Raw genomic sequence first — 13836 nt, 5'->3', positions numbered from 1 at the left:
GACGCGGGCAGACTCGTGCGACGCCGAAGGACCTGGGGGGCCAACATGCCGCAAGTGCGATTACTCGGACCCGTCGAACTGGCCGGGCCGGAGCGGACGACGGAGGTGGGACCACCGCAACGGCGCGCCGTACTCGCGGCGTTGGCCGTGGACGCGGGCCGGCCGGTGGCCGCCGACGTGGTGATCACACGGGTGTGGGGCCCGGCCCCGCCGCAGGGGGCCCGCCGCTCGGTCTACTCGCACATAGCCCGGATCCGTCAGATCTGCGAACAGACGCCGGAACCCGCGGACCGGCGGCTGCGGCTGACGCGCCGGTCCGGCGGCTACGTCCTGGAGGCCGGCCGGGAAGAGGTCGACGTACACCGCTTCCGACACCTGATCGGTCAGGCACGGACGGACGCGCTGCCGGACCCCGCGCGGGCGTCGCTGCTGGGCGAGGCCCTCGGTCTGTGGCGCGGCGAGCCGCTCAGCGGACTGGACGGTATCTGGGCGGAGCGGACACGGGAGGCGTGGCGGCGCGAGCGGGTGGACGCGACCGTCCAGTGGGCCAGCGTCCGGACCCGGCTCGGTGACCCCGCCTCCGCGATCGGGCCGCTCTCCGCGCTGCTGGGCGAACACCCGCTCGTGGAGCCGCTGGCCGAGGCGCTGATGCGGGCGCTGTACTCCGCCGGACGGGGCCCGGAGGCGCTGGAGTGCTACGCCGCGGTGCGACAGCGTCTCGCGGAGGAGCTGGGGACGGATCCCGGCACCGCGCTGCGCGAGGTCCATCAGCTCGTCCTGCGGGGCCGGTCGCTCGGCTCGACGGGTCCCGCGGCCGCGCCGGAGCCCCCGCGCCCCCGTCCGCAGCGCGAGGTGATCCCCGCCCAACTGCCGCTTTCGGTAAGGGGGTTCACCGGCCGGGAGAAGGAGTTGTCGCACCTGGACGGCATCGTCGACACGGCACGGTCGTCGGCCCCCGTGGTGATCTCGGCGGTGTCCGGCACCGCCGGCGTCGGCAAGACGACCCTGGCCGTGCACTGGGGACACCGGATGCGCGGGCACTTCCCGGACGGCCAGTTGTACGTCAACCTGCGCGGCTTCGACCCGGGCGGACCCGCCCGCGACCCGGCCGAGGCACTGCGGGGGTTCCTGGACGCCTTCCAGGTGCCCCCGGCCAGGATCCCCGCGGGCGTGGAGGCCCAGGCCGCCCTCTACCGCAGTCTGCTGGCCGACCGGCGGGTGCTGGTGGTCCTGGACAACGCCCGGGACGCCGAACAGGTCCGGCCGCTGCTGCCGGGCGCACCCGGCTGCCTGGCGCTGGTCACCAGCCGCAACCGCCTCACCAGTCTGGCCGTGGCCGAGGGCGCCCATCTGCTCGCCCTCGACGTGCTCACCCCGGCCGAGGCCGGGTCCATGCTGGCCGACCGGCTCGGCGCCGCCCGCACCGCGGCCGAGCCCGCCGCCGTCGCGGCCGTCGTGGAAAGCTGCGCGGGTCTGCCCCTGGCCCTCGCCGTCGTCGCCGCGCGCGCCGCCGCCCAGCCGCACATCCCGCTCGCCACGCTCGCGGACGAACTCACCGGCACCGGCGACCGGCTGGACGCGCTCGACGGCGGCGACCCGGCGAGCCAGGTGCGGGCCGTCTTCTCCTGGTCCTACGACTCCCTCGGTCCCGCGGCCGCCCGGCTGTTCCGACTGCTCGGACTGCACCCCGGCCCGGACGTCACCGCGTCCGCCGCGGCGAGTCTGGCCGGTTCGTCACCCGCGCAGGTCAGGGCGCAGCTGTCGGAACTGACCCGGACGCACCTGCTCGCCGAGCCCGTCCCCGGCCGCTACACCTTCCACGATCTGCTGCGGGAGTACGCAGGGGAGCTGGCCCGGGCCGAGGACCCGCGGGACGACCGTCTCGAGGCGACGCACCGGATGCTCGACCACTACCTGCACACCGCCGTGGAGGCACAGCGCCTCCTCGGGCCGCCGGCCGACCGCGTCGTCCCCGCACCGGCCCGGCCCGGGGTGGCGCCCGAGCGACCGGCCGACCGGGAGGCCGCGACAGCGTGGTTCACCGCCGAGCACCCCGTCCTCCTCAACGCCGTCCACCACGCCTTCGACGCGGGCTGCGACCGTCACGTGTGGCAGCTGGCCGCGGCGCTGACCACGTTCCAGCAGCGCAGCGTCCTGTGGTCCGACTGGACCGCCGTCCACACGGTCGCGCTGGCCTCGGCCCACCGGCTGGCCGACCCGGCGGCGGAGGCGTGCGCCCGGCGCAACCTCGGCAACGCCGCCTCGGCCCTCGGGCGGCAGGCCGAGGCGCGGGACCATCTCGAACGCGCCGCCGAGCTGTACCGGGAGCTCGGTGATCCCGGGGGCGCGGGCCACACCTGCCTCGCCCTCGGCCGGGTCTCCACCCGCCAGGGACTCCGCTCGCAGGCACTGGACCACTCGCGCAGGGCGGTGGACCTGTTCGGCGCCGCGGGCGACCGCGCCTGGCAGGCGATGGCCCTGAACAACGTCGGCTGGGACCAGGCCGAACTCGGCCACTACGAGGAGGCCATCGTGCACGGCAGACAGGCACTCGCGCTGGTCGCGCACACCGGGCACACCTCCGGCGAGGCGCACACCTGGGACACGCTCGGCTACGCCCACCACCATCTCGGCCGGCACGAGGAGGCCGCCACCTGCTACGAACAGGCCACCGTCCTCTTCCATGAGCTGGGGGACCGCTACTTCGAGGCGGACATCCTCGCCCACCTCGGTGACACCCACCACGCCGCCCGCAGGCCGGACGCCGCCCGCGACGCCTGGACCCGCTCCCTGGGCCTCTTCGAGGAACTCGGGCATCCCGACGTCGATGCGCTGCGGGCCAGACTCCTGCACCACCTCGGCAAGGACCCCGCCGACACCGTGCTCCCGGACCGCGCCTGACCGGCCGTCCACCGGATCCGCGACGGACCGTTCAGTGGAACTGGGCATGACAACCGCGCTCCGCCGGGCCACAGTTTCGGACCACCTGACGGCCCCGCGAGCGGCCCCGCCGCCCGCACCAGCGTTTCGAGAGCAGGGATGAGGACGATGGAGACTCCCGGGCTGGAACTGCGCGTACTGGGACCACTGGAAGCAGCCGTGCACGGCCGGCCCGTCGCTCTCGGCGGTCCCCAGCCACGCGGTGTCCTGGCCCTGCTGGCCGCCGCACCCGGCCGGACCGTCGGCGTATGGGTGCTGGTCGACGAGTTATGGGGTGCGCGCCCTCCGGAGGGCGCGCACCGGACGGTCCGCACGTACGTCTCCCGGCTGCGCGCGGCCCTTCGCCGCACCGGTGGCTCCGACGCCGCGAACGCACTGGTCACCCGGCCGCCGGGCTACCAGCTGCGGATCGACCCGGCCGCGGTGGACGCCGTACGGTTCGAGCGGCTGGTGAGTGCGGGCCGGCAGGCGCTGGCCACCCGGCCCGGGCTCGCGTTCGAGCACCTCACCGACGCGCTCGCGCTGTGGCGCGGAGACGCGTACGCCGAGTTCCGCCACCTGCCCGCGACGGCCGCCCGCTCGACCCAGCTGGAACAGCTCCGGCTCTCGGCGGTCGAGACCCGGATCGAGGCCGCGCTCGCCCTGAGGCTCGACGCCCAGACGGCCGTCGAACTGGAGGGACTCGAGCGGACCCACCCCACGCGCGAGCTGCTGTGGGGCCAGCTGATGATCGCGCTGTACCGCCTGGGGCGGCAGGCCGACGCCCTGGCCGCGTTCCGCACGGCCCGCGCCCTGCTGATGGACGGACACGGGGTCGACCCCTCGCCTGCCCTGGCCGAGATCCACCACCGGATCCTCCGGCACGACGTCACCCTGGCGCACGGGTAGCGCGGGCCCGCGCCCACCGGGACGGCCGTCGGGCGCGGGACACGCGCCGGGCCCGACGGTCGTCCCGCGTGCCCCGCCCCGGCCGCTCCGGGGACGGAGACGACGGTCAGGAGACGACGATGCGCACGTAGGCGTTCACGGAGTTCAGGCACTGGTTCCCGGTGCCGTTGTCGTGCGCCGTGTACCCGTTGTCGGAGTAACCGTCGTCCTCGTAGCCCAGTTTGAGGCTCCCGCCCCGGCCGCCGACGACGTACGGCCGTCCGACGACGTTCACCAGCCGTGCCAGGTCGGCCGTCGCCCCCGGCACGGTGATGAGCCCGTGGTAGAGGTCGTTGTCCGAGGCCGGGTCGACGTACCGCTTCCAGGTCAGCCCGTGGCCGCCCGTCTGCACGCAGCCCCCCGCGGTCACGGTGACGTGGTCGCCCGGCAGGAACGAGAAGGGGTACGTCGTCTCGCGCTGCGTGACCACCGGCTCGGTGATGGTGCAGTCGATGGGGAGGGTCGTTCCGGAGCAGCCGGGGCTGTAGATCACGTTCGCCGCGGCCGGCGTGGCCGGCACCCGCCTGACGTTGCGGTTGACGTTCGCCGCGGGGTGCGACGCCCGGGCGGCGGCCGCCCGCGCCGTGCCGCCGGCCGCGTCCGGGGCGGCGGCGAGGGCCGAGGGAGCCGTGCTCACCGCGGCGCCCGCGGTGAGGGCGACCGCGGCGATGAGGGTCGTCACGTGCTTTCTCATGCTGAACTCTCCTGAGGCATCGGGACCCCGTAGACGAGACCGACGGGATCGACGAGTCGACGCATCGACAGATCGGCGTCGCCATGCGGCGAGGTGCCGATGTGACAAGTGCCGATGTGGCGATGTGACGTTGTGACGAGGCGGCGAGGCGTCGCCGTGCCGAGGAACCGGCGAAGCGGGAGCCCGTCCGGCCTCGACACCTTCAGTCTGCCGAGGGCCGTCGACAGTGCGTTCGCAACGCGTCGACAGCCCCCGGCGCCGGCACCGGCGCCCCGCCGGGCCGGTCAGGGCAGGGCAGGGCAGGGCAGGGCAGGCTCACGCACGTGCGCCGGGACCGCGAGTTCCGCGATCCCGGCGCACAGGGAAGGAGTTGACAGGTCAGTTGCACTGTCTGGGGGGCGCGGGCCTGCGTCCGATGTCGATCGACACCGAGGAACCGCGCACCAGCGGAGTACCCGCGGAGGGGCTCTGGCTGCTCACCCTCTGCACGTTCTCGCAGTCGACGACACTGCCCACACTGCCGAGCACGTACCCCTCGTTCGTCAGCGCCTGCCGGGCCTGGGCGAGGGTGTCGCCCGTCAGGTCGGGAACGGTGGTGACCTGGGAGACCGATGTCGTGACGGACGCCAGATGCCGGGAGAACCCGGTGTCCGACGACAGGTCGACGACCGTCACGTCCCAGGTGGCGGTGCCCGTGAAGCCGACGAACACCGCACGCGAACCGCCGCCGACCGGGAAGATCTCCGTGGCCGGATCGAAGCCGGGCCCGCTGATCTGCAACGCGTCTTCGGAGAAGCAGTTCACACCGTCCGCGCTCCACTGCACCTGGGCGTTCTGCCCGAACACCACGGGTGACGGGGAGACCGAGACCGTGGCGGTCGCGGTGAGCGCACAGTTGAGCCCCGGGTCGTCCGCGTACGCCGGCGTGACGGCGAAGGCGCCCGCCAGCAGCGCCACGACCACCAGCACCCCGGCCCTGGGCGACCGCGCCCACCGGCCCGCCCGACCGCGCGGCCCCGCGCCCCCGTCTCCGCCTCCGTTGCTCCGGCGAGATCCCGCACTCGATCGTCTGTCCATGACTCCCGGTTCCCCCTTCTCGTCTTCCGCTGTGCCCCCGTGCGACGGGTGCCGTCGGCGGCACCCTCGGGCTCGTCAGCGACCGGCCGCCAGTGTGTTGCACGCGAACCGGCCTGTCGCCCGGCGGTCCGCTCAGCGGGCCACTCTCCGCACGACCGGCGATCGACGCAGGTCGGCCACGTAGGGTCGGGGCATGACGCCACCCCTTGCCGCCAGTGCCTTCGACTCGCTCCGCCTCGACGCCGTGCCCGACCAGGAGACGCTGCGCCGGGTCTACGCACTCCCCGGCGACGCCGCCGTGCGCAAGCAGATGACGGAACTCACCGAGCAGACGCGGCGGTTGATCGCATGCTCCGCGCTGGTCCTGATCGCCAGCGCCGACGCCGAGGGCAACTGTGACGTCTCCCCGCGCGGCGGCCCCGCAGGGTTCGTCGCCGTCCTCGACTCACGGACGGTGGCGATACCCGACGCGACCGGCAACAAGCGTCTCGACACGCTTCAGAACGTCCTCGCCACCGGCCGGGCCGGGCTGCTGTTCGTCATCCCCGGGCGCACGACGACCCTCAGGGTGAACGGCCGGGCCTGCGTCTCCACCCGCCCGGACTTGCTGTCCCAGCTGACCGCCGTGGGGAAGCCACCGGCCAGCGCACTGGTGCTGGGCATCGAGGAGGTCTACCCGCACTGCCCCAAGTCGCTGCTGCGCAGCGGCGCGTGGAAGCCGGACCAGTGGCTCCCGGCGGACGCCCAGCCGACCTCGGCCGAGGTCACCCTGGCCCAACTGCGCATGCCCGACCTGACGATCGCCGACATCGAACAGGCGGAAGCGGATTCCCTGAAGTACCGCTACGAGTGACACCCCACCGCGATCGCCCGAGGGCACCCCCGACGGGCCCCTGCGGCCCGGTGGACAGGATCGACGTTCCGACGCCCGTGGTCTCCCCCGGCTGCTGAGGACGTCCGCACCCCGGCTCCCGGGCCCCGCACGAACCTGACGCGAACCGGGGGCAGGAGGGACTCGGCCGCTCGTCGGGAAAAGGGAAGCCGCTCCCCTTCCGTGCAAGGGAGCGGCCACCCTGGGAGTCACATCAAGTGGACCTCGACGTGGAATCCCTCCGCAAGCACCTCATTCAGATGTCCGGCATGGGCGCCGAGCCACTGGCGTGTATCGGCGGAGGGGGCGGTCAACTCGACGAGTACGTAGTCGGGCGAGTCGTCGGTCGACCCTCCACAGACGCAGCACCGCAATCGCTCCGTGACCGCACCGGTCCAGGAGGGCTGATCGTCGATCATCCCCATCTCCCGCTGTTGAGTTTGTTGTCCAGGTAATTCTGCGTCGCATCCTTGATGACGGTGGTGGGTGCACCGGTCGGGTTGCTCATATCGCGCACGACGACATCGTATGTTCCGTTTCCGGTGTTCAGGACTCTGACTATCTGGCCGTCTTCCTGGGTGTACAGCGTCCCGTTCTGCCACACATGGTCGACGTCGACTCCGCGCATCGCTGTCCGGTCGGTGCCGTGCACGTCTCGAGTCGCGGTTCCGGAGTTTCCGGAGGGAGCCTTGGCACGCGGTACGACCGGCTGCCCCCAATTGCAGTAGCAGTCGGCGGCGTGCGAAGAATCACCGCAGCCGTTGTGCACCAGGACGGGTGTGTCCCCGGCCAGTGCGTAGTAGGTGTGAATGTCGGCGACGATCAGGTTGTGGACCGTGGCCGGCTGGGTCCAGCGTCGGATCGTGGTGATGCGGACTTCGGCGTGGGCGGACGAAGTGAGTCGTTCGCCGGCGGCCAGGCGGGTGGCGTCGACCCATGCGCCGAGTTCCGGGACCCAGAAGGGGTGTCCGTCGGTCGCCGTGATCGACGTGGTCAGCTCCTTGCCGTCGGCCGTGATGGAGAGGGTGATCCGGACCAGGTTCTTCAGGCCCTTGCCGGTGATCTCGGCGGTGACGGTCTTGACCTTGGTGCGGCCCGTCTCCGGGTCGGTGGCGAGGACCTTGTCGCCTGTCTTCACGTCCTCGATGGGTTTGGTGGTGCCGTCGGCCATGAGGACTTCGGTGCCCGGGACGAAGCTGTTGCAGGGTCTCTCCGCGCCGGCGGCCCCGCCCACATAGGCCAGCAACGCGGTGGCCACGGCGTCCCGGATGACGTTGCCGCGGGCGACCGCCGCGGCCTTGTCGTTGCATTCCTCGGCGTTGTAGACGCAGTAGGTGGCCGCGATCTCCTTCGCCTTGTCGACGTCCTTGCCGCCGTGCAGCACGTAGAGATAGGCCTGACGGCACCCCTCGCGCCCGTAGCAGGCGGAGCCCTCCTTGGACGACTCGTAGACCGGGTTGTACCAGAAGTCGTCCGTGAACTCCCCGTTCATCCGCGGGGACCAGTACTGGTCGGCCAGCTTGTCGATGTCCTTGGTGACCGGGGTGTTCGACGCCACCCAGTGCTTCTTGGCGGCCTGGGAGCGCTTGTAGATGTTGCCGCGGTGGTAGTCGGACGTGCCCGACTTCGCGTCGTAGCCGACTTCCTTCTGCTGGTGCTTGGAGCAGTACTTGATGTCGTACTGGCAGGAGTTGGGGCGGGAGCCGATCTCCGTGCCGGCCGGGTCGGAGTAGGTGAGCGGGTTGCTGTTGGCGTAGCTGTACCCGTGCATCTGCTGCGGGTCGGCGGCCGTGAAGACCGGGTCCACCGAAAGGAAGCGGCCGATGGCCGGGTCGTACTCGCGGGCGCCGAGGTGGGTGAGGCCGGTGACGGTGTCGGTGGTGCCGCCGACGAAGCCCTTGGTGCCGGTCCAGGTGCCCGGGACGGTGCCGCGCAGGCCGCCGAAGGGCAGCGTGCGGCGCTGGGTGAGCGCCTGGCTCGCCGCGTTGACGGACAGCTGGGAGGTGCCGTGGTGGTCGGCCAGGGTGAAGGAGATGGTGCCGTCGTCGGCCTGGACGGCCTGGTGTCCGCCGCCCAGGTCGAAGTAGCGGGTGCCCTTGGCGGTCGTGGCGCCCTTGGCCAGCGTGACCTCGGTGGAGCCGAGGTACAGGGTGGTCTCGGTCGGGGTACGGCCGATCAGCCGGTTGCCGGCGGCGTCGTAGAGGTAGTCGGTGACCTTGTCGCTGCCGCCCTCGACCGGCTGGGTGACCTTGGCGAGGTGGCCCTCGGCGTCCCAGTCCAGGGTCTGGGAGGTGCCGTTGCCCAGCTGGCGGGTGTGGGTGTTGCCGCCCGTGTCGTAGGTGAAGCTGTCGGTGGACTTGACGGTTCCGGTGGTCGTGTCGATCGAGCTCAGGGCGTGCGGCCGTACGGCACCCGCGTCGGGGTAGTGGTAGGTGCGGCTGGTGTCCGAGGCACCGGAGGTGGTGGCGTGCTGGGTCTCGGAGAGCCGGTTGCCGACCTTGTCGTAGCTGTACGACGTCCAGTACGGGGCCGGGCCGCCCAGCACGGTGCCGCTGGGCGCGGTGGCGCAGCTGGTGGCCGACTGGGCCCACGCCTCGGTCAGCCGGCCGAGGTAGTCGTAGGAGAAGCACTGGTTGTCGGTGCCGGAGCGGGAACTGTCGGCGACGGACAGGACGTTGCCCGCCTCGTCGTAGGAGTAGGTGTTGAACTGGTCGACGCCCGTGACGTCCTGGCGGTCCACCCGCGAGGTGGCCAGCCGCTGGGTGCCCCACTGGTAGGTGTTGGTCTCGAGCGTGTTCTTGCCGCCCCCCGCGGCCATGCTGTATTGCAGGGGCTTGCCCACGAAGCTGTAGGCCGTCGTGGCGGTCAGGTCCTGCGGACCGCTGACCTTCACGGGCCGCAGTGTGCCGTCCTCGTAGGTGTAGGTGACGCTGCCGGCGGCCAGGGCACCCGCCTTGGGGTAGCCGACGCCCTGCACGGTGCCCGAGGCGTTGTACGAGGTCGTCGACAGATAGGTGCCCTGGAGGTCGCCCTCGGTCGACGGGATCGTCACGGACGTGCGCAGCGGCCGGTACTGGCGGTCGTAGGCGACGACGCTGGACTTGTACTCCTGGCCGCCGACGTAGCGCGAGCTGGACGCGAGCTGTCCCTTGGCTCCGCTGACGGTGTCGTAGACCCACTTGGCACGCAGGGTGCCGGTCGCGGACGTGTCCCGCAGTTCGGTCTTGCGGCCCAGGCCGTCGTAGACGTGGGCGAGGACCGCGTTGCGGCCGTCCTTGGTGCTGGTCACCTGGGAGCGGTCGTCGTAGTCGGTGTGCCCGGCGCCCTTGTCGGGGTCGGTGGTGTCGGTGACCCGGCCCATCAGGTCGTAGGTCCAGGTCCAGGCGTTGCCCGCCGGGTCGGTGACCTTGGTGAGCTCACCGCGCGGCGAGTAGCCGTACAGCGTGCTGTCGTAGGCGGCCTCGGCGGCCCGGGCGTGCAGCAGGCGCAGTTCGGTGGTGTTGCCGCGGGCGTCGGTGAGAGTGGTCCGCGCGGTACCGCCGACCGGGGGGATGACCGTGGTGCGGTCGCCGCCGTAGATCGTCCGGGTGACGCCGAGGACCGCTCCGCCGTCGCCGTTGCCGGCGATCTGCTTCAGCTCGGTGACGCGGCCCAGTCCGTCGTAGGTGTAGCGGTTCTGTGTCTCGACGGTGAGTGCGTCCGCGGGCTTGAACATGGTCGTGGACGGGGCGGTGGTGTCGGTGTAGTAGGTGGCGAACTCCTTCGCGGTCAGGCCGCGTTCGTCGTAGAAGGTGTCCGCGAGCAGGGTCTTGCCGTTCGGGCCGGGGGACTGTGTCTGGCGGGGGCGCAGGAAGCCGTCGTAAAAGGCGTACGAGGTGTCCTGGGCTCCGTTGTTGCCGATGGTCTTCGTGCCGACCACGACCGGCTTGTTGTCGGTGATGGTGTAGGTGAACTCGTAGGTCGGTGTCTGGCCGGTGAGCCGGTCCGCGAGCCATACCTTGGACGTGCGGCCCAGCGGGTCGTAGGCGTAGGTGATGACCTTGCCGTTGGTGTCGGTCTCCGTGAGAGGCTGTCCGCGCAGCGCTTCGTAGGCGGTGGTGGACGTCTGGGCGGTCGTGCTGTCGCCGGGTGTGGCGGGCGGGGTGGTGACCGAGCTGCTGGTGGGGAATCCGGTGGTGGGGTTGTAGGCGGTGGTGGTGGTGCGGCCGTCGGTACGGGCGGCGCGGGTGAGCGCGCCGGCGGAAGTGACCGTGACGTCGGCGGTCAGGTCGGTGGTGGTCAGCGCCCGGCCGTAGCCGTCATAGGTGGACGTGGACTCGAGGTAGAGCGCGCTGGAGCCGCTGTACGTCTTGAGTTTCGCCGTCCTGGTGGCGTCGCCCTTGGTCGCCGCGGCGCCGTACGCCGCGCCGTCGTAGGCGGTGCGCACGTCGGACATGACGTCGGCGGGGCGGCTGGTGGCGGCGTCGCAGGCCTTGGCGACCGTCTCGACCCGGGCGGGGGCCGCGACGGGAACGCTGCCGGAGACGAAGGTGGTGCGGGTGCACTGGTCGTCGGCGGAGGTGGTCGTGTCGCCCAGGTCCTCGGTCTGGGTGACCAGGCCGGTGGCGGGGTCGTGGGTGTCGGAGGTCGCCGTGGTCTGCCACTTGGCACCCGCGCCGTCGTCCAGTGACGTCCACGACCTGCTGGAGGCGTTGCCCGTGAGGTCGGCGGTGACGGTGCCCCAGGTGCGGACCTTCTTCGCGGTCTCCTTGTACCAGGGCCTGTTCACCGTCTTGGCGAGCACCTTGCCGCCCGGTCCGGAATAGGTGACCGTCCTGTAGGCGAAACCGGCCTGCGAGTCGTGGTCGGTGATCGGGTCGCCCTCACCGGAGTCGAGGGTGACGGAGACGCTCTTGGTGCCGCCGGAGATCGTCTTGCGGTCGCCGTCCATGCCGCGCAGGAAGTAGCTGTCGGTCTGCGTCTTCATCGCCGACGCGCCGCCCTGCCCGCCGGTGCGCACGCGCACGTGGCCGTAACCGCGCCACTGTGACCAGGTCTTGGACTTCTCCTTGGTCATGCCGTCGTCATCGTCGTAGTGCCAGGCGGCGCCGTCCAGGTAGTCGTACATGGTGACCTGGTCGGGTGCGCCGCCGGTGCGGTCGGTGGAGGTGACCGTGTTCACGACGTACTTGTTGAACCACTGCCGGTCCGGGTCGTCGGTGGAACTGCCGCCGATGTACTGGGGGAAGCAGCGGGTGGTGTTGGTCTCCGGCGTGGGCAGCGCGGCGGCGTCGCACACCGGGGCGGAGTAGCCGACGTCGATCTGCCCGCCGGACTCGTCGGCGACCGTGGACAGCCGGGACTTGATGTACGGGGCGTAGCCGTCGCCGATCTTGTCGAGCCGGTTGGCGAGCTGGGTGTAGGCGAAGGTGACCTTCGGCAGGGTGACCGAGGTGGTCGCGTCGTAGCCGGTGCGTTCGACGGAGTCGAGCAGCAGCTGGTAGTCGGTGTCGGCCATGCCCCACCGATGGGCCAGCTTCCAGCCGTCGACGTTGCTGTAGGCGCCGGACACGAGCACCTGGGTGGTGACGGACGTCAACCGCTTGCGGGTGAAGAACACCGGGGAGAAGCGGCCGTCGTCGCAGTCGGTGCCCGCCTCGCAGTTCAGGTCCCACGGGGTGTCGTACCAGTGGGCGGGGTCCGTGGAGATGGACGAACAGGTGGTCGTGGCGTCGGCGATGCAGCGCTCGCTGCTGGTGAAGTCGACCTTGGCCAGTGCCTTCGCCGAGTACACGGCCGTGGACCTCAGGCCGTACTCGACGCGGTCCAGCGTGCCACCGCGCACGTAGGGGGTGTCGTCGGCGGCCTTCAGGTTGCGGCCGTAGGAATTGGTCTCCTTGTCGTAGTAGTACGCGACGGCGTCGCCGTGCGGGTCCACGACGTAGTCCAGGTTCCAGCGCCATCCCTGCTGGCACCAGGACGCAGCGAAGGTCGAGGCGTTGCACGGTTCGTCGGTGTTGTTACCGAAGACCGGCACCGTCCAGGCCGAGTCGGTGGTCTCGGCGCCGCTCGTCCAGCCGGGCAGCCGGTTGTAGCCGAAGTAGTACTGCGTGCCGTCGGGGGTCGTCACCCGCCAGTACTCGTCGTTGCGGGCGCCGTTGGAGCGCACGTCGGACGACGAGCCGTAGATGCGGTCGACCTTCGTGCCGTCGTCGTTCTGGAGCTTGAAGGAGTTGGCGCCGGTCGGGACCAGTTCGCCGCCCGAGCCGTTCAGCGACAGGGTGGCGTTGTCGTAGGCCCAGCACAGGTCACCCGGCTTGTTGCCATCGGCGTTGGTCGCACCGTCGTCCGTGCAGCTCTTGTAGCTGCGCTCGATGAAGCCGGGTGCCAGGTCGAAGCCGTCGCCGACCCACGAGGCCTGGTTGTTGGTGTTGCCGGTGCGGCCGTCCATCCCGCCCGAGGAGTAGGACAGTCCGACCTTCGGGGTGAGGCCGCCGGGCACCTGCGGCACCGCCATGTCGTACGACCAGGCGAACGCGCCGCTGCTCTGGTCCGTGGACCAGGCCGACGAGGCCGCCAGGGAGGTGGCCGTGTAGTCGCCCGTGTCACCGGCGGCCGCCGTGGTCGCCGCGAGCACGGTGGCCGAGCTCGCGCTGAGAGCGACCGAATCCGTCGTCAGCGTGTGCTTCTCGGTGTCGTTGACGGTCGGCACCGGTCGGGCCGCACGGCACCGGGTCTTCTCGGGTGTCGTGAGCGCACAGGCAGGCAGCCGGACCAGGGTCAGCCGGTCTGCGTAGCCGCCGCCGTACAGGCCAGCGAACGAGGAATAGTCCAGCGCGGCCCGCACCTTGCCGCCGCGTGGCGCGCCGTCCGGCCGGGGGGTGAGGGCGAAGACCGGCCCGTCGGCACCTGCCCTCTTCGACACCTCGCGGGACAGCGTGGTCACGGTGTAGCGGCCGGCGGCCGCCTCCGCCGGGCGTGCGGCCCGGGTGGCGAGAGTGAGCGGCGCGCCCTCGACCCGGGTCGTCCGCGACCCCAGCGTCACCGCAGCCGTGCCCGCCTTCGGCCACCCGGTGGCCGGAGCCTCGGCGGGTGTGCGGGGACCCTTGGTCAGTGTGCGCGGGATCGCCTTGCCCACCGGCCCACCGGCCACCGGCGACTCCGCCCGGGGCAGCGGCGGCCTGGTCCAGCCCTGCGCGACGGCGGGCACGCCCGACGCCTGGAGCAAGGTTCCGGTCAGCACGGCGGCCGTGGCCATGGCCGTGCGGCGCCAGTACCGGCCCGTTCGTGTACGTGCTCTGACTCTCATGCGGTGGTGTCGTCCTCCCGTTGAGTGCTCCGCGGGCAG

The 13836-nt window shown here is 71.7% G+C and carries 7 protein-coding genes; 3 read left to right on the top strand and 4 right to left on the bottom strand.

Annotated features, from left to right (window positions below; translation table 11 throughout):
- The first annotated feature begins 45 nt into the window (after positions 1–45).
- Together Saso_RS10500 and Saso_RS10495 are read left to right on the top strand one after the other, a co-directional pair.
- Positions 46–2901 (top strand): AfsR/SARP family transcriptional regulator, encoded by a 2856-nt coding sequence (locus Saso_RS10500; protein ID WP_189918861.1) that lies wholly within the window; start codon positions 46–48, stop codon positions 2899–2901.
- Between the two features lie 147 nt (positions 2902–3048).
- Positions 3049–3828, top strand: a complete 780-nt coding sequence (locus Saso_RS10495) for an AfsR/SARP family transcriptional regulator (protein WP_189918859.1) — start codon at positions 3049–3051, stop codon at positions 3826–3828.
- Positions 3829–3934: 106 nt separating this feature from the next.
- Here Saso_RS10495 and Saso_RS10490 read toward each other — a convergent pair whose 3' ends face one another.
- Positions 3935–4561, bottom strand: coding sequence for a hypothetical protein (locus Saso_RS10490; protein ID WP_189918857.1), 627 nt, complete (start codon positions 4559–4561; stop codon positions 3935–3937).
- 378 nt (positions 4562–4939) lie between these two features.
- A complete protein-coding gene (locus Saso_RS10485; RefSeq protein ID WP_203833517.1) occupies positions 4940–5518 on the bottom strand; it encodes a PASTA domain-containing protein in 579 nt (192 codons plus the stop codon).
- 313 nt (positions 5519–5831) lie between these two features.
- Here Saso_RS10485 and Saso_RS10480 point away from each other — a divergent pair, with 313 nt between their 5' ends.
- Positions 5832–6491, top strand: a complete 660-nt coding sequence (locus Saso_RS10480) for an MSMEG_1061 family FMN-dependent PPOX-type flavoprotein (protein ID WP_189918852.1) — start codon at positions 5832–5834, stop codon at positions 6489–6491.
- A 227-nt stretch (positions 6492–6718) separates the two neighbouring features.
- Here Saso_RS10480 and Saso_RS10475 read toward each other — a convergent pair whose 3' ends face one another.
- Together Saso_RS10475 and Saso_RS10470 are read right to left on the bottom strand one after the other, a co-directional pair.
- Positions 6719–6928, bottom strand: coding sequence for a hypothetical protein (locus Saso_RS10475; RefSeq protein WP_189918850.1), 210 nt, complete (start codon positions 6926–6928; stop codon positions 6719–6721).
- Positions 6925–13797: a polymorphic toxin-type HINT domain-containing protein gene (locus Saso_RS10470; RefSeq protein WP_189918848.1), complete on the bottom strand. Its 6873-nt coding sequence runs from the start codon at positions 13795–13797 to the stop codon at positions 6925–6927. Before Saso_RS10470 ends, Saso_RS10475 begins: the two co-directional genes overlap by 4 nt.
- Positions 13798–13836 lie beyond the last annotated feature (39 nt).

The organism is Streptomyces asoensis (genome assembly GCF_016860545.1).
Classification (GTDB): Bacteria; Actinomycetota; Actinomycetes; order Streptomycetales; family Streptomycetaceae; genus Streptomyces; species Streptomyces asoensis.
This window is presented reverse-complemented; position numbering and strand designations above follow the sequence as displayed.

Coding starts and splice junctions, on each gene's coding strand:
- Saso_RS10500 (WP_189918861.1), top strand. CDS start 46: ATGCCGCAAGTGCGATTACTCGGACCCGTCGAACTGGCCGGGCCGGAG.
- Saso_RS10495 (WP_189918859.1), top strand. CDS start 3,049: ATGGAGACTCCCGGGCTGGAACTGCGCGTACTGGGACCACTGGAAGCA.
- Saso_RS10490 (WP_189918857.1), bottom strand. CDS start 4,561: ATGAGAAAGCACGTGACGACCCTCATCGCCGCGGTCGCCCTCACCGCG.
- Saso_RS10480 (WP_189918852.1), top strand. CDS start 5,832: ATGACGCCACCCCTTGCCGCCAGTGCCTTCGACTCGCTCCGCCTCGAC.
- Saso_RS10475 (WP_189918850.1), bottom strand. CDS start 6,928: ATGATCGACGATCAGCCCTCCTGGACCGGTGCGGTCACGGAGCGATTG.
- Saso_RS10470 (WP_189918848.1), bottom strand. CDS start 13,797: ATGAGAGTCAGAGCACGTACACGAACGGGCCGGTACTGGCGCCGCACG.